15 protein-coding genes are annotated in these 15873 nt (G+C 67.4%); 11 read left to right on the top strand and 4 right to left on the bottom strand.

Annotated features, from left to right (window positions below):
* The first annotated feature begins 89 nt into the window (after positions 1-89).
* Both AC1DE3_RS11835 and AC1DE3_RS11830 read left to right on the top strand, forming a co-directional pair.
* Complete coding sequence (locus AC1DE3_RS11835) at positions 90-1148, top strand: LacI family DNA-binding transcriptional regulator (RefSeq protein WP_441509476.1); 1059 nt, start codon at positions 90-92, stop codon at positions 1146-1148.
* A gap of 50 nt (positions 1149-1198) precedes the next feature.
* Positions 1199-1666: an MmcB family DNA repair protein gene (locus AC1DE3_RS11830; protein WP_441509475.1), complete on the top strand. Its 468-nt coding sequence runs from the start codon at positions 1199-1201 to the stop codon at positions 1664-1666.
* Here AC1DE3_RS11830 and AC1DE3_RS11825 read toward each other — a convergent pair.
* On the bottom strand, positions 1658-2623 hold the full coding sequence (locus tag AC1DE3_RS11825; RefSeq protein ID WP_441509474.1) for a LysR family transcriptional regulator: 966 nt from the start codon (positions 2621-2623) through the stop codon (positions 1658-1660). The genes AC1DE3_RS11830 and AC1DE3_RS11825 overlap by 9 nt on opposite strands.
* Positions 2624-2721: 98 nt before the next feature.
* On the opposite strand from AC1DE3_RS11825, the gene AC1DE3_RS11820 reads away from it, so the two are divergent.
* Positions 2722-3900, top strand: a complete 1179-nt coding sequence (locus AC1DE3_RS11820) for an MFS transporter (RefSeq protein WP_441509473.1) — start codon at positions 2722-2724, stop codon at positions 3898-3900.
* 76 nt (positions 3901-3976) lie between these two features.
* Here the strand turns inward: AC1DE3_RS11820 and AC1DE3_RS11815 are convergent, their stop codons facing one another.
* On the bottom strand, positions 3977-4540 hold the full coding sequence (locus AC1DE3_RS11815; protein WP_441509472.1) for an ActR/PrrA/RegA family redox response regulator transcription factor: 564 nt from the start codon (positions 4538-4540) through the stop codon (positions 3977-3979).
* A gap of 89 nt (positions 4541-4629) precedes the next feature.
* A complete protein-coding gene (locus AC1DE3_RS11810; RefSeq protein WP_441509471.1) occupies positions 4630-5982 on the bottom strand; it encodes an ActS/PrrB/RegB family redox-sensitive histidine kinase in 1353 nt (450 codons plus the stop codon).
* Between the two features lie 184 nt (positions 5983-6166).
* Here AC1DE3_RS11810 and AC1DE3_RS11805 point away from each other — a divergent pair, with 184 nt between their 5' ends.
* The 6 genes from AC1DE3_RS11805 to AC1DE3_RS11780 all read left to right on the top strand — a co-directional run bounded on the left by AC1DE3_RS11805 (position 6167) and on the right by AC1DE3_RS11780 (position 13028).
* The gene (locus tag AC1DE3_RS11805; RefSeq protein ID WP_441510098.1) at positions 6167-7468 is read left to right on the top strand and encodes a polyhydroxyalkanoate depolymerase; all 1302 of its coding nucleotides are present in this window, start codon (positions 6167-6169) and stop codon (positions 7466-7468) included.
* Between the two features lie 58 nt (positions 7469-7526).
* Positions 7527-8267 (top strand): M48 family metallopeptidase, encoded by a 741-nt coding sequence (locus AC1DE3_RS11800; RefSeq protein WP_441509470.1) that lies wholly within the window; start codon positions 7527-7529, stop codon positions 8265-8267.
* A 93-nt stretch (positions 8268-8360) separates the two neighbouring features.
* Positions 8361-8576 (top strand): hypothetical protein, encoded by a 216-nt coding sequence (locus AC1DE3_RS11795; RefSeq protein ID WP_441509469.1) that lies wholly within the window; start codon positions 8361-8363, stop codon positions 8574-8576.
* Positions 8577-8704: 128 nt separating this feature from the next.
* Positions 8705-9862, top strand: a complete 1158-nt coding sequence (locus AC1DE3_RS11790) for an amidohydrolase (protein ID WP_441509468.1) — start codon at positions 8705-8707, stop codon at positions 9860-9862.
* Between the two features lie 11 nt (positions 9863-9873).
* The gene (locus AC1DE3_RS11785; RefSeq protein WP_441509467.1) at positions 9874-11382 is read left to right on the top strand and encodes a serine hydrolase domain-containing protein; all 1509 of its coding nucleotides are present in this window, start codon (positions 9874-9876) and stop codon (positions 11380-11382) included.
* A 56-nt stretch (positions 11383-11438) separates the two neighbouring features.
* Positions 11439-13028 carry an ABC transporter substrate-binding protein gene (locus tag AC1DE3_RS11780; RefSeq protein ID WP_441509466.1) on the top strand — a complete coding sequence of 530 codons (1590 nt, stop codon included), beginning with the start codon at positions 11439-11441 and terminating at the stop codon, positions 13026-13028.
* A gap of 12 nt (positions 13029-13040) precedes the next feature.
* Here AC1DE3_RS11780 and AC1DE3_RS11775 read toward each other — a convergent pair whose 3' ends face one another.
* The gene (locus AC1DE3_RS11775; RefSeq protein WP_441509465.1) at positions 13041-13943 is read right to left on the bottom strand and encodes an aldose 1-epimerase family protein; all 903 of its coding nucleotides are present in this window, start codon (positions 13941-13943) and stop codon (positions 13041-13043) included.
* A 269-nt stretch (positions 13944-14212) separates the two neighbouring features.
* Between AC1DE3_RS11775 and AC1DE3_RS11770 the strand changes: the two genes are divergently transcribed.
* Complete coding sequence (locus tag AC1DE3_RS11770) at positions 14213-14812, top strand: nitroreductase family protein (protein WP_441509464.1); 600 nt, start codon at positions 14213-14215, stop codon at positions 14810-14812.
* A 70-nt stretch (positions 14813-14882) separates the two neighbouring features.
* Complete coding sequence (locus tag AC1DE3_RS11765; protein ID WP_441509463.1) at positions 14883-15869, top strand: TRAP transporter substrate-binding protein; 987 nt, start codon at positions 14883-14885, stop codon at positions 15867-15869.
* Positions 15870-15873: the final 4 nt, after the last annotated feature.

Genomic DNA, 15873 nt, shown 5'->3' with positions numbered 1-15873 from the left:
TGATTTGTTTGAGGTCTTCTTGCCTCAAGAGTAGAAAGCAGGAATGATGGTCGTCAAACTCAATTATTGATGGTTTTTGATGCTGCTCCATGAGTGATTCGAAGGCTGCAGACGGGCTGCAACGCCGCCGGATGGCGCGCATCGCCGATGTGGCGGCGCTGTCGGGCGCCTCGACCGCGACGGTCGACCGGGTGCTCAACCAGCGCCCCGGCGTACGCGCCGTGACCGTGCAGCGCGTCCTGAAGGCGGCGAGCGAGCTCGGTTACGTCCTCGATTCCAGCCTGCCGGCGCAGGCCCTGACGCCGATGCGGCTCGCCTTCCTCCTGCCGGCCGGCAGCAATCGCTTCCTGGCCATGCTCGGGCGCCATATCGCGGCGGCGCAGGACCAGCTCGCCTCGTTCAATATGCGCGCCCGCGTCGAGTTCATCGAGAGCTTCAAGCCCGAGCTGCTGGCCCAGCAGCTCCGGCAGATCGGGCGCGATGTCGATGGCATCGCCTTCATGGCGCTGGAGCACCCAGCCGTGCGCGAGGCGGTCAACACGCTGGCCGAGCGCGGCGTGCCCACGGTGACGCTGATCTCCGACGTCGCCAATTCGCGCCGCGCCGCCTATGTCGGGCTCGACAACCGTTCGACCGGCCGCACGGCCGGTTATCTCGTCGCCCGCTTCATCGGCAAGCGCCCGGCCAAGGTCGCGATGATCGCCGGCAGCCTGAGCTATCGCGCCCATGAGGAGCGAGAGATGGGCTTCCTCCATCTCTTCGAGGAGATGTTTCCCCAAATCGAGGTGGTCGGGCTGCGCGAAGGGCTGGACGATGAAGGGCGCAATTATCGCCAGGCCAAGGCCCTGCTGGGCAAGCACCCGGATCTTGCCGGCATCTACAACATCGGCGGCGGGCCGGAGGGCATTGCCCGCGCGCTCAAGGAGGTCGGCCGCCAGCAGGAGATCGTCTTCGTCGGCCATGGCTTGACGCCCGAGACTCGCGTGCTCCTGCTTGACGGCACGATGGACGCCGTCATCACCCAGCATCCGCATGCGGCGCTGATGAGCTGCATCGCGATCTTCGCCAATCTGCGGGCAGGGCGACCTGCCCTGGAGGGAACGGCGGCCCCGAGCATCGAGATCATCCTGCGCGAGAACCTGCCCTAGACCGGCGGTCGAGGCTTGCAAATTCGGAAACAAAGAGGGAACATGACCGGATGTCCCTTCAGGATTCCGTTCTCAACCCATCGCCCGCCCGGCCCGACATCACGCGCATGGTCTGCCGCGGCGCCGCCCGCCATCTGCGCGAGCGCGGCTATGCCATCGTCAAGGAGATGACCTTCGCCAATGGCCGGCGCGGCGACATCGTCGCCCTGTCGCCGTCGGGCGAGCTCTGGGTCGTCGAGGTCAAGTCCGGCATTGCCGACTACCGCGTCGACGGCAAATGGCCGGATTATCGCGACTATTGCGACGGCTTCCTCTTCGCGGTCGCGCCTGAGTTCCCGCGCGAGATCCTGCCCGACGATGTCGGTCTGATCGTCGCCGATGCCTATGGCGGCGAGCTGCTGCGCGAGCCGCCGCGCCATCCCTTGAGCCCGGCGCGCCGCAAGATGCTGACCATCGCGCTGGCGCGGCTGGCCTCGGGCCGGCTCGCATTGATCGAGGACCCGGTCGGCTCAGATTGAGACGGCTTCCCGCTTTGCTTGGGCCTTTGCCGGCTCCAGTGGCTTGGCGAAACGGCGCAGGTCGATTTCGGCGACCAGGAAATCGATGAAGGCGCGTACCCGGGCGGGCAGACGCCCGCCATGGCCGACATAGACGGCGTTGATCTCCTCGACATCGCCGGGGTTGAACTCCTGCAGCACGGGCACGAGGGCGCCTGAGTCGATGTCGGCGGCGACGTGGAATAGCGCCAGCCTGGTGAGGCCCTGGCCCGCGACGGCCAGGCGCCGGGCGCTCTCGCCATCACCGATCAGCACTTTGCCATGCATCGGCAGGTAGACCCGTTTGCCGTCGATTCTGAACGGCCATTCGTCGCGGAGGCGCGCGAAGTTGAAGGTGATCAGGTCGTGCGCGGCGAGGTCGGCCGGCGACGACGGCGCCGAATGCCGTGCCAGATACGACGGGGCGCCGACGATGACCGTCGGGCTCTCGCCGAGCTTGCGCGCGATCAGTTGCGATGGGCGCATGGGCCCGACGCGGATCGCGACGTCGGCGCGTTCATCCACCAGGTCGATGACCTGATCGGTGATGGTGATGTCGAGCTGCACGCCGGGATGGGCCGCCATGAAGCGCGGTGCCAGCGGCAGCAGGAAATGCCAGCCGACCGCGACATTGGCGTTGACGCGCAGCCGGCCGCGCGGGATCTGGCAGGCCGCGACCGCCCGCTCCGCCTCGTCGAGTTCGGCGAGTACGCGAAGCGTCCGCTCATGAAATGTCGTGCCTTCCTCGGTCAGCATGAATTTGCGGGTCGAGCGTACGATCAGCCGGACGCCGAGCCGCGCCTCCAGCCGCGCGACGAGCTTGCTGACCGCCGAGGGAGTCATTCTGAGCGCACGCGCCGCCGGCGAGAAGCCGCCGAGCTCGACGACGCGGGCGAAGACTTCCATTTCGCCGGAACGGTTGATCTCGGAGCGCGGCATCGTGAATTCAACTCACAATTGCTGATCTTTGCTGTAGTCTAATTCACAAGCCTTCGCGGCGCTATCTCCGGGCCCGAACAAGTTCCCGGAGGCATCCCATGCCCGTTGCCCTTTATGCCCTTACCGTCGGTGCCTTCGGCATCGGCGTCACCGAATTCGTGATCATGGGCCTGCTGCTGCAGGTCTCCGACGATCTCGGCGTCAGCGTGCCGCTAGCGGGCCTGCTGATGACCGGCTATGCGCTCGGCGTCTTCGTCGGCGCGCCCATCCTGACGATCGCGACACGCTCTCTCCCCCGCAAGACGACGCTGCTGGTGCTGATGGCGATCTTCACCCTAGGCAACCTCGCCGCCGCACTGGCGCCGAGCTTCGCCTGGCTGATGTCGGCCCGCATCGTCACCGCGCTGGCGCACGGCACCTTCTTCGGCGTCGGCTCGCTTGTCGCCACGAGCCTCGTCGCGCCGGAACGCAAGGCTTCGGCCATCGCCCTGATGTTCACCGGGCTCACACTTGCGACGCTGCTCGGCGTGCCCTTCGGCTCCTGGCTCGGCCTCGCCTTCGGCTGGCGCTCGACCTTCTGGGCCGTGACCGCCATCGGCCTTGTCGCCTTGGTCGTCCTTGCCGCGCTCGTCCCCGCGGACCGCGAACGCGTCATCCCCGGCTCGCTTGCCGAGGAGTTCAAGGTTCTGACGCGGCCGCAGGTCCAGCTCGGCCTGGTCATGACCGTGCTGGGCTTCGGCGGCATCTTCGCGGTCTTCACCTTCATCCAGCCGATCCTCGTCGAGCTCGCCGGTTACAGCGAGGGGGCGATCTCGCCGATCCTGCTCGTCTTCGGCGCCGGGCTCGTCATCGGCAACCTGCTCGGCGGGCGCTGGGCCGACCGGGCTCTGGCACCGGCCCTGATCGGAACCATCGCGCTGCTGACCGCGGTGATGTTCGCCTCGACCTTCGGGTTCCACAGCCGGATCGGCGCCGTCATCGCGGCCTTCGCCCTGGGCGCAGCCGCCTTCGCCACCGTCGCGCCGCTGCAGATGTGGGTGCTGCAGCAGGCCGGTGGCGCCGGGCAGGGGCTGGCATCGAGCCTGAACATCGCCGCCTTCAACCTCGGCAATGCCTTCGGCGCCTGGCTTGGCGGCGCGGTCATCACGCAGGGACTGGGCTATGGCGCCATCGCGCCGATCGCGGCGGTGGTTCCGCTGGTCGCGCTCGGCCTCGCCGTCTTCGCGGTGGCGCTCGACCGGCGCGCGGCCCGCATCGTTCCCGCCTGCGCGACCTGAGGCAGGGAAAACTCACGAACAAGCGAAAGCCTGCCGGACATGCCATCCGGCGGGCTTTCTTCTGTAGGTCGTCGAATCAGCGTGGAGCGCGTTTGGCCAGGATGCGCTGCAGCGTGCGCCGGTGCATGCCGAGGCGGCGCGCCGTCTCCGAGACATTGCGGCTGCACAGCTCGTAGACGCGCTGGATATGCTCCCAGCGCACGCGATCCGCCGACATCGGGTTTTCCGGCGGCTGGGGCCGGGCGTCGCGCGCGGCGGCAAGTGCGGCATGGATCTCGTCGGCATCGGCCGGCTTGGCGAGGAAGTCGAAGGCGCCGAGTTTCACGGCGCTGACAGCGGTGGCGATGTTGCCATAGCCGGTCAGCACCACCCCGCGGGCTCCCGGCCGGCGCTCCTTGAGCCGAGCGATCACGTCGAGCCCATTGCCGTCACCGAGACGCAGATCGATCACCGCGAAGGCGGGTGCGGCCTGCTCGACCGCCGCGATTCCGGCGGCGACGCTGTCGGCCGTGCGAACGATATAGCCGCGGCCTTCCATGGCGCGGGCGAGGCGGGTGAGGAATGGTTTGTCGTCATCGACCAGCAGCAACGACATGTCCGTGTTTTCGGGCCTGTCGGTCTCGCTCGGCGCGTCCTGCATTTTGATCTCCTGACCGCTTGTCCATGCGCGCTGCGGTGGCGCGAAGTGAGGTTTCGAAACGCCGGCCGCACGCCCGTTCGGGCTTGCGGTCAGCTAAGCTCATGTAATGCCGATGCTTCCAGCTTGGTACCCCCCATGGCGGGCAGGTCCGCTTCAAAAATGTCGCGGGGCCAGACGATGCGGATCGAGGCGCCGCTCGAAGGGGCAGGGCGATTCGAGAACTCCAGCGTCGCGCCGCCGCGTTCGAGCAGCGTCTTGGCGATGAAGAGGCCGAGCCCGAGCCCGCCGCCGGCACGGTTCTCTGCCGAGCCCCGCGACAGATAAGGCTCGCCCGCCCGCATCAGCACATCCGGCGGGAAGCCCGGGCCGTCGTCGGCGATCGTCAGCACGACGCGGCTTTGCGTCCATTCGGCCGTGATGGCGACGGTGGAGCGTGCGAAATCGACCGCATTGTCGACGATGTTGCCGAGTCCGTAGATCATGCCGGGGTTGCGCCGGCAGACCGGTTCCGGCTTGTCGCCGGTCATGCTGATCTCGAAGGGCACGCCGAAGGGCCGCTGCGGCCCGGCCGCTTCCTCGATCAGCAGCCTGAGCGTCAGCTGGTCCAGCGGGCCGGCATCGTCGTCCTGCAGGCTGGAGAGCTTGCCGAGAATGCCGCGGCAGCGTTCGACCTGCTCGCGCAGCAGTGCGATGTCCTCGGCCATCTCGCCATCCGGCGGGGCGAGGCGGGTGAGTTCGCGGGCAACCAGCGCGATGGTGCCCAGCGGGGTGCCGAGCTCATGGGCTGCTGCTGCGGCGAGCCCGTCGAGTTGGGACAGGTGCTGCTCGCGCGCCAGCACGAGCTCGGTCGCCGCGAGCGCGTCGGAGAGATCGCGCGCCTCCTTGGCGACTCGCCAGGCATAGATGCCGGTGAAGGCGAGGCCGAGCACGAGCGCGACCCAGTTGCCGAGTTGATAGAAGGGCGGCAGCACGGGCCGTTCCTCGCCCGCCCAGGGCAGCGGGAGGTGGAAGCGGCTGAGCAGGGTCGCCAGGACGATCGCCAGCAGGCCGAGCAGCAGGGTGCGTTCCGGCGGCAGCGCCGTCGCCGAGATCATCACTGGCGCCAGGAACAGGATCGCGAACGGGTTCTGCAGCCCGCCGGTCATGAAGAGCAGGGCCGCAAGCTGGGCGATGTCGAACCCGAGCAGCGCTGTCGCCGAGCCATCCTGCAGCCGATGGCTGAGCGGAAAGCGGACCCGCAGCGCGATATTGAGCCCGGCCGAAACGGCGATGATCGTGAAGCACCAGCCGAAGGGCAGGGGGAAACCGAGGCCGAAATGCACGCCGGCGACGGCCGCGCTTTGGCCGGCGATGGCGAGCCAGCGCAGCCTGACCAGCGTGTCGAGCCGCAGATGGCGGCCCGTGCGGGCGAGAAGAGGTGGCGAGAGGTCCGAGGCACTCACCGCTGATCGGCCTCCTGCGCGGCTCCCGCCGAGAGCGGGAATGACGGTTTCATCCACATGGCAGGAGAATCTTAGCCTTTAGCTGGGTTGAATGAGAACAAAATCAACGTAAGCTGCGTTATTGCGGCGCATCATTCCTTGCTGCGTCGCCAGAAGGACACGCGATCGCATGTACGGGGACACAATGTCGTTTGCCTATCATGCCTACGAAGCGGTTCACATGATGGTGAGCCCGGTGCGCGGGGTCTCCGACGCCATGCACCTCGCCTTCAAGAACCCGGCCAATCCGCTGACCTATACGCCTTTCGGGCGTACGGTCGCGGCCTCCTGCGAATTGTTCGAGCGCGCCACGCGTCGCTATGGCAAGCCGGCCTTCGGTCTCGACGAGACGACGATCAACGGCGTCAAGGTCTCGGTCGAGGAGCGGGTCGTCTGGGAACGCCCCTTCGGCAAGCTCGTCTATTTCGACCGGAAGATCGCGGGCCGGCGCAAGCCGCAGCCGAAGGTGCTGATGGTGGCGCCGATGTCGGGCCATTACGCCACGCTGCTCCGCGGCACGGTCGAGGCCTTCCTGCCCGGCCATGAGGTGTACATCACCGACTGGACCGACGCGCGGCTGGTGCCGCTGACGGAGGGCCGCTTCGATCTCGACGATTATATCGATTACGTCATCGCCATGCTGCAGACGCTGGGGCCGGACACCCATGTCATGGCAATCTGCCAGCCTTCCGTGCCGGTCATTGCCGCGATCGCCCGCATGGAGGCCGAGAGCGATCCCTGCGCTCCGCGCTCGATGACGCTGATGGGCGGGCCGATCGATACCCGTTGCTCGCCGACCGCCGTGAACCAGCTCGCGATGGAGCGCGGCACGGACTGGTTCCGCCGCAACTGCATCACCGTCGTTCCCTTCCCGCATATGGGAGCGTTCCGGCAGGTCTATCCGGGCTTCATGCAGCTCTCGGGCTTCATGGCGATGAACATGGACCGCCACGTCACCGCCCATTACGACATGTTCAAGCATCTCGTCGGCGGGGACGGCGATTCGGCCGAGAAGCACCGCGAGTTCTACGACGAATATCTCGCCGTGATGGACCTGACGGCGGAGTTCTACCTCCAGACCGTCGACACCGTCTTCGTCAAACACGCCTTGCCCAAGGGCGAGATGATGCATCGCGACAAGCCTGTCGACCTCAAGGCTATCCGCCGCGTCGCGCTGATGACGGTCGAGGGCGAGAACGACGACATCTCCGGCGTCGGACAGACCCAGGCGGCGCATGATCTCTGCGCCAACATCCCCGCCGACAAGCGCGTCCATTATCTCCAGCCGAAGGTGGGTCATTACGGCGTTTTCAATGGCTCGCGCTTCCGCTCCGAGATCCAGCCCCGCATCTCCGATTTCATGGTCAGCCTCGACATGGAGGCGGCCAAGAGCCGTCGCAGCGAGAGCGCGGACGAGCAGCGCAAGGCTCTGAAGGTCGTCGGCTGACGGGGCGCAGCAGCCCCGCTCTTTCCCATCGCTCGCGAATCCCGCACAATCGTAGGCGATGCGCATCTCCCTGTTCAGGCGCCAGCCGGACCCCGACCGGATTGAGGTCGGGCATGCCGGCACGCTTTATCCCGTATCGATCAAGCGGCGCGCCAATGCGCGGCGGATGACGCTGCGCGTCTCGCAAGCGACTGGAGAGATCACCCTGACCCTGCCCGAGCGGGTCGACTTCGCTGCGGGGCGTACCTTTGCCGAGAATCATGGTGGCTGGATCGCCGCGCGTGTCGCGAAGCGCCCGTTGGCGGTGCCGTTCGAGCCGGGGCAGGTTGTGCCGCTGCGCGGCGTGCCCCATCGGATCGTCCACTGGTCGAAGGCCCGCGGGCTGACGCAGGCGACGCAGGACAAGGACGGCGCCCCTATCATCGCGGTCGCGGGCGAGGCGGCCCATGTCGCGCGCCGGGTCAAGGATTTCCTCAGGCGGCTCGCGCTCGAGGATCTGGAGAAGGCGGTGCGGCGCCACACCGCTGCGCTCGGCATCCCTGCCCGCAAGATCACCATCCGCGACACCACGAGCCGCTGGGGTTCGTGCTCCTCGCAGGGGCATCTGAACTTCTCCTGGCGGCTGATTCTCGCGCCGGCCTCGGTGCTCGACTATCTCGCGGCCCATGAGGTGGCGCATCTCAGGGAGATGAACCACTCGCATCGTTTCTGGGCGCTGACCCACAAGCTCTGCCCGCATACCGAGGAGGCGGAGGCCTGGCTGAAGCGCCACGGCGCGAGCCTGCACGGTTATGGTTGACGCGGTCTCTCTGCCGCAATTTTGCCGTTAACCACTTTCTGAAGCTTGGGCCCGCACACTGTTCGCCGATTCGCCTTCAGTGTGAGTATGCCTATGGGTCAGGTCATCGCGTTCCGTCGCCCGCAACAGCCACCAGCCGCGCCCGAGCCCGTGCTCGGTCTGCTTTCGGCTGTCGATTTTGCGCTCCGCGATCTCGCGGAAATCATGCCGCACATCGCGCTCGACGCCGCCCGCGCGCAGGCCGAGGCTTGTCGCGCCATGCTGGCGCAGGCCTTCGACGCAGAGGTCGAGGCCGAGCTCGGCAATTGATTCTGGCCGGCATCGCGCTCGCGCATGCCGCCCCCGGCGACGACGCGGGTTGCCGAAGCGGATGAATTGTCGAACCTCTCCGGGAAAGAGCCGGCACACGCGCCGGCCACAGCCTGGGAGGCTCATCCGTGTTCCTGACCAACAGCGATATGGTCGATCTCGTCGATCTCAGGCATCGGCTGCATCGCAGGCCCGAGATCTCGGGCGAGGAACGCGAGACCGCTGCCACCATCGTCGCGTTTCTGGAGCCGACCCGGCCCGACCGCATCGTCACCGAACTCGGCGGCCACGGCGTCGCCGCGATCTATGAGGGCGCCGAGCCCGGCCCGACCGTGCTGATCCGCGCCGAGCTCGATGCGCTGCCGATCGAGGAGCTCTCGACCAGCGACCACCGCTCCGAAATTCCCGGCAAGGGCCATCTCTGCGGCCATGACGGTCACATGACCATCCTCGCAGGGCTGGCACGCGGGCTTCACCGCAATCCGCCCAAGCGCGGCCGCGCCATCCTGCTGTTCCAGCCGGCGGAAGAGACCGGAGCCGGCGCCGCCGCCGTGATCGCCGACCCGAAATTCCCCGAGATCGCGCCGGACTACGCTTTCTCCCTGCATAATCGCCCGGGTGTCCCGGTCGGCCATGCCCGCATCTCGGAAGGCGCCGCCAACTGCGCCTCGCGCGGCCTCAGGATCGTGCTCAACGGCGAGACTTCGCATGCCTCGACACCGGAGCACGGCCGCTCGCCGGCTCCCGCCATCGCCCGCCTCATCCCCGAGCTGACGGCGCTCGGCCCGGGCGGCGAACTCGACGCGAATTTCACGCTCGTCACCGTGACGCATGCCGGGATCGGCGAGCCGGCCTTCGGCATCGCGCCCGGCCGTGGCGAGCTTTGGGTGACGCTTCGCACCGTCAACGACGCGCAGATGGGCGCGCTCTGCGCGAAGGCCGAGGCGCTGGTGCGCGAGGTCGCAGCCGCCGGCAGCCTCGACGCCGAGATGAGCTATCACGACATCTTCCACCACTGCGAGAACGAGCCCGAGGCGGTCGCGATGCTGCGCCGGGCGATGGACGAGGAGAAGGTGCCGCACGGCCCGACCAAGCCGTCCCGCGGTTCGGAGGATTTCGGCCTGTTCGGCCGCAAGGCCAAGTCGGCGATGTTCCTGCTCGGCTCGGGCGATACCGCCCATCTGCACAACCCCGATTACGACTTCCCGGACGATGCGATCGACACCGGAGCGCGCGTCTTCATGCGGGCGCTGCGCAATCTAGTCGGCGAAGCCCCGCGAGCCTGAGGACAAGCCGGATGGCTTTGGACTGGATGCGCGCCGCTGCGTGCGCGAACGAAATTGTCGCTAGCTGGCAGCGCGAGGCCGGTCCCGGCGGCGCCGTCGTGCTGTTCGATCGCGACGGCGTGCGCGAGGCCTTTGCCGGCGGTCTCGCCAGCATCGACTATCAGCTGCCCTTCACGCCGCAGACGCCGAACCGCTTCGCCTCGATCAGCAAGCATGTGCTGGCGATCGCGTTGCTGCGCGCAGGTGTGCCGTTCGATGCCCCGCTCGGTCGCTGGTTGACCGAATTGTCGGCGCCGCTCGCAGAAGTAGAGCTCGGCCGCGCCCTCGACATGACCGCCGGCCTGCCGGACATGATGGAGGTCTTCTGGCAGCAGGGCGTGCCCTTCACGGCGACGCTGAGCGCCGACGAAGTCTTCGCGCTCGCCTGCCGCTTCCCGTCGCTGAGCGCAGAGCCAGGCACGGAGATGGCCTATTCCAACACCGGCTGGCGGCTCGGCCAGCGCATTCTGGAGCGGGTCACGGGCAGGCCCTACGCCGACATCGTCGCGGAGCTGTCGGGCGAACTCGGCCTCGCCTTCCGGCTGCCCTATGACAGCGCGGAGATCGTGCCGGGCCTTGCCACGGGCTATTGGCGTGATGGCGAAAGCTGGCGGCGCGGTCATTACGGCTTTCACTTCTCCGCCTCGGGCGGCATCGCCGGCTCCGCTGCCGATCTTGCCGGCTGGGCCTCCGCCTTGCTGGCGGGGCGCGGACCGCTTGCCGGCATGCTCGAACGCCTGACGATACCGCGCCATTTCGCCGATGGCAGCGAGAGCGTCTATCGGCTGGGGCTTGTTTGCAGCCGCCTCGGCGAGATCGGGATCGTCGGCCATGGCGGCTCGCTCACGGGCTATCGCAACCACTTTCTGATGGCGCCGGCCTATGGCGCCGGCGTGGTCGTGCTGACCAATCGCGAGGAAGAAGCGCTCTGGCCGGCCATGACGGTGCTGGCGGCGCTGCTCGGGCAGGAACTGCCCGTGCCGGCCGACGCGCCCGCCGGCCTCTTCGCCGCCGAAGAAGGTCCGTTCTGGGCGGAACTCACGCCGGATTCGATCAGCTTCATGGGCGGCTATGAGCGCCTTGTGAAGGACGGGGCCGACGGGCTGCGCAGCCTGCCGGCCTATCTTGATATCCGTCTCCGGCAGGAGGGGGCTGACCGCCTGTCCGGCCCAATCGGCGGCGTGCAGCGTTCGCTGCGGCGCGTCCCCGCCGATACGGCACTCGATGCCCGGCTCGTAGGCCACTGGCGCGATCCGCATTTCGGCACCGAGATCGAGGTGCGCGCCGACGGCACCGCGCTGATGCCTTGGCCCTCAGGCGGCACGGTCTCACGGCTGACGCCGCTGCCGAACGGCCGCGCGCTGGCCGATCTGCTGCACGGCCCCTGGCGTTCGCGGCCCTGCCTCTGGCTCGATGGCGCCGGCGGCTTGCAGGTCGCCGGGCACAGGGCAAGGATTTTGCAACTGAAACGCGTCGGCTGACACCGCTCCGCGTGGGCGATGCAGCTGGGTCGATGACGATTGAGGAGGACGTCCCGATGCAACTGCCCCGTTTCGCTGCCGCGCTGCTTTTGACGGCATCTGCGCTGCTGCCCTTGCCGGCGGCAGCGCAGGCGCAGCCCGCCGCGAACCGCGTGCTGCGTGTCGCGCCGCATGCCGATCTCAAGACGCTCGACCCGGTCGCAGCCTCGATCGTCATCACCCGGATGCACGGGCTGATGATCTACGAGACGCTGTTCGCCTGGGATTCGAACCTCCAGCCGAAGCCGCAGATGGTCGAGAGCTTCGAGACCGCGCCGGACAAGCTGAGCTGGAGCTTTACGCTGCGCCCCGGCCTCAAATTTCATGACGGCCAGCCGGTGACCACCAAGGACGTCATCGCTTCGCTCGCCCGCTGGATGAAGCGCGACACCATCGGCGGCAAGCTCGGCGAGTACACCGAAGGCATGGAGGCGGTCGACGACAGGACCTTCAAGTTGAAGCTCAAGCGCCCGCTGGCGCTGGTGCCGTTCGCGCTCGGCTCGGCCGTGGGCCAGATCCCGGTCATCATGCGCGAGGCGGACGCCAAGAGCGATCCGATGAAGCCGATCACCGAGACGATTGGCTCCGGCCCGTTCAAGTTCAACCGCGAGGAATGGCGCAGCGGCTCGAAGATCGTCTACGACCGCAATCCCGACTATGTGCCCCGCTCCGAGCCTGCCGACGGCCTCGCAGGTGGCCGTGTCGTCAAGGTCGACCGCGTCGAATGGCTGATCATGCCCGATGCCGCCACCGCCGCCGCGGCGCTCCAGACCGGAGAGATCGACATCTGGGAGCAGCCGAGCCAGGATCTGATCCCGACGATCGCCACCAACAAGCAGATCAAGGTCGAGCGCTATTCCAACCTCGCCAATCAGGTGATGCTGCGGCCGAACCATCTCTACCCGCCCTTCGACAATCCGAAGGCGCGGCTCGCTCTGGCCTATGCCACTGATCAAGCCGATTTCCTCGCCGCCGGCTTCGGCGATGAGGAATGGTGGAAGCGCTGCAACGCCTATTTCGTCTGCGGCAGCCCGAACGGCACCGAAGCCGGTGCCGAGGGCTATGCCAAGCCCGATCTCGCGAAGGCGCGGCAACTGCTCAAGGAAAGCGGGTACAAGGGCGAGAAGCTGGTTCTCTCGACCAGCAACGACATCGCGCCGATCGGCCGCATGGCCGAGGTTGCGGCCGCCTCGCTGAAGGAAGTCGGCTTCAATGTCGACGTGCAGTTCGCGGATTGGGGTGCCGTCACCACGCGCCAGCAGAACAAGAACCCGCCGGATCAGGGTGGCTGGAACCTCTTCGTCACCTATGCCTCTGGCGCGACGATGCAGTCGCCCTTGACCAATATCGGCACCAACATGGCCTGCGAGCGCGCCTGGGCGGGCTGGCCTTGCGATGCTGAAGCCGAGAAGCTGCGCGGCGCCTTCGTCGATGCGCCCGATGACGCCAGCCGCAAGATCGCGCTCGAAGCGCTGCACAAGCGTCTTGCCGAGGTGCAGCCCTATCGCGTGCTCGGCCAGTTCGATCAGCCCTATGCCCGCCGCACGAATGTCGCCGGCGTGCTGGCGGCGCCGGTCATGCTGTTCTGGAACATCGAGAAGAAATAGCGCCGGGGGCGTTCAAGCTGGCGAAGCCGTCGGGATGAAATGCGGCGTGGCATGCCAGACGAAGTCGCGGCTTTCGCCCGGCGCCAGCGTCAGGATGCCCGGCTTCTCCGCGAACTCGCCCTGCCAGCCGGCCGGGCTCGCCATACTGAACCAGGGTTCGATGCAGAGGAAGGGGGCGCCGGTCGGCTTCGACCAGATGCCGAGGTCCTTGTAGCCCTCCCAGCTCACGGTAAGGGCGCGAACCTCGCGCCCGGCCGTGTCGAAGGCTGCAAAGCGCACCGAACTGTTGGCGACGTCCGGGATCACGATCGCATCGTTGGCGAACAGCGCCTCCGCGAGCGGCAGCTCGGTGCCGTCGAAAGGCAAGGGGATCGGCGCGCCGAGCAGCCCGCCTTCGACGCCCAGGCCCGGTCCGGGCTCGGCGTGAATGAAGCTGAGGCGGTGGGCCTCCTTCGCGATGCCCTCCGCCAAGGGCCAGAGGAAAGCGGGGTGGGCGCCGACGCCGCAGATCAGCTTCGTCTCGGCCGGGTTGGTGACGCGCGTCGTCACCGAAAGCCTGTCGTCGGCGAGCTCGTAGATCATCTGCAATACGAAGCGGAACGGGTAGCGTACCAACGTCTCAGCGCTCTCCCGCAATTCCAGCACGGCGCGGTCCGCCGCTCGTTCGACCCATTGGAACAGGCTGTCGCGCGCGAAGCCGTGCTGCGTCAGATGATAGGACTGGCCCCCTAGGATCAGCGTGTCGTCGGTGAGCCGCCCGACGATGGGGAAAAGCACGGGTGTATGGCGCGGCCATTCCGGCCCGCCATGCCAGAGCAGCGGCCCGTTGGCATCGGACAACGCGATCATTTCGCCGCCCTGTGCCCGGATCGTCGCACGCAGCCGGCCGGAAGCAATTTCGTGGGTGTCCGTCATCGTCGTCTCCGCTGGCCGCCGCGATCTGGCAGATCGGTCCGCCCTGCATATCACGCAAGAGTGACACCGCATTCCCCGGAATCCATGCAAAAGCGGCATCGTTCTCCGCCGCGCTGCCAGGCAAGTAACGCGTTGCCGAAACGGGTCTTCTTAAGGTTTTTCCTTTCCTTGACCCCTCCTTCGCCCATGCCGATCCTGCCGGAGGCCCCGCAGGGCTCCAGGCGTGGTGTATCTCGCGCCGGGTTTCGTTCATGCCGTCAGGATTTCTGATGACCAGTATTGCCAATAGCCGCACCGCCGATCACGCGATCGACTCGCTCTTTCTCGAGCGCTGGTCGCCGCGCGCCTTCACCGACGAGGTCATTTCCGAAGCTGAGCTGAAGGCACTGTTCGAGGCGGCGCGCTGGGCGCCATCCTCCTACAACTCCCAGCCTTGGCGCTTCGTCTACGCCCGCCGTGGCACGGCACACTGGCAGACGCTGCTCGGCCTGCTCAACGCGTTCAACCAGTCCTGGGCGAAGAACGCCGCGGCCCTTGTCGTTGTCGTCTCGAAGGAGACCATGGCGGTGCCTGGCAAGGCCGAGGAAGTGCCGTCCTACAGCCATTCCTTCGATGCCGGCGCCGCCTGGGCCAATCTCGCCCTCCAGGCCGTGCGGCTGGGCTGGCAGGCGCATGGCATGGTCGGCTTCGACCGTGCGCGTGCGCTGACAGAGTTTAAGGTGCCTGCTGGCTACCGCGTCGAGGCGGCGGTCGCGATCGGCAAGCCCGGCGACAAGGCGCAGCTGCCGGAAGCCTTGCAGGCGCGGGAGACGCCCAGCCAGCGCAACCCGATCTCGGCGACCGCCTTCGAGGGCGCCTTCCCGGCCTGAATCGTGCGCACCTCTTGCCGCGGGGCGCGTTTCGCGCGATCTCGCGGCAAGCGCTGAAGGAGGCACGCCCTTGCCGATCACCCGCCGCCAGTTCGCCGCCGGCTCCCTCGTCGCGCCCGCTATTTTGCGAAGCGGGCGGGCCTTTGCCGCCGGCCGGCCGGTCACCGTCGCCTCGCTGCTCGGAGAGGCCAAGCCGGAGACCAGGATCTGGCGGCGCGTCGCCGAGATCCTGGCGCGCACGGCGCCGGGGCGCTTCGATCTGCGGATCGTGCCCAATGCCGCGCTCGGCGGCGAAAAAGAGGTCGCCGAGGGCTTACGCCTTGGCTCCATTCAGGCGGCGCTCTCGACAGTCTCATCCTTGTCCGGCTGGGTGCCGGAGGGGCAGATCCTCGACCTGCCTTTCCTTTTCCGGGATCGCGACCATCTCGGAAGGGTTCTGGCCGGCCCGCTCGGGGCCGAGCTCAAGGCGCGCTACGAGGCGCAGGGCTTCATCGTGCCGGGCTTCATCAACTACGGCGCCCGCCATCTCCTCGCCAAGGAGCCGTTGACGACGCCCGCTTCCGTCAAGGGCAAGCGCATTCGCGTCATTCAGAGCCCGCTCCACACCGCGCTCTGGTCCGGCTTCGGCGCTTACCCCACGCCGATCCCGATCCCCGAGACCTACAACGCCCTGAAGACCGGCGTGGTCGACTGCATGGACTTGACCAAATCCGCCTATGTCGGCTTCCGGCTGCATGAGGTCGTGCCGGTCCTGATCGAGACCGGCCATATCTGGGCTAGCGGCGTCGTGATGTTCGCTGCGCCGTTCTGGAAGGCGYTGACGCCGTCCGACCGCGAGGCGTTGGCCGCAGCTGTGGCCGAGGGAACCGCCTATTTCGACGAGCTCATGCTGGCTGACGAGGCCGCCTCTATGGCGAAGGCCGCTTCCGAAGGCGGCAGGACCGTGCCGGCCGAGGACCGCGCCGGCTGGCAGGACGGCGCCCGCAAGGTTTGGGCGAGCTTTGCCCCCCAGCTTGGCGGCATGGCCAGGATCGAAGCCATCGCACAAAGCGACTGATCAC

The organism is Allobosea sp. 10L417, assembly GCF_056395485.1.
The sequence above is the reverse complement of the archived record's forward strand: the minus strand, read 5'-3'. Positions and strand labels throughout refer to the sequence as shown.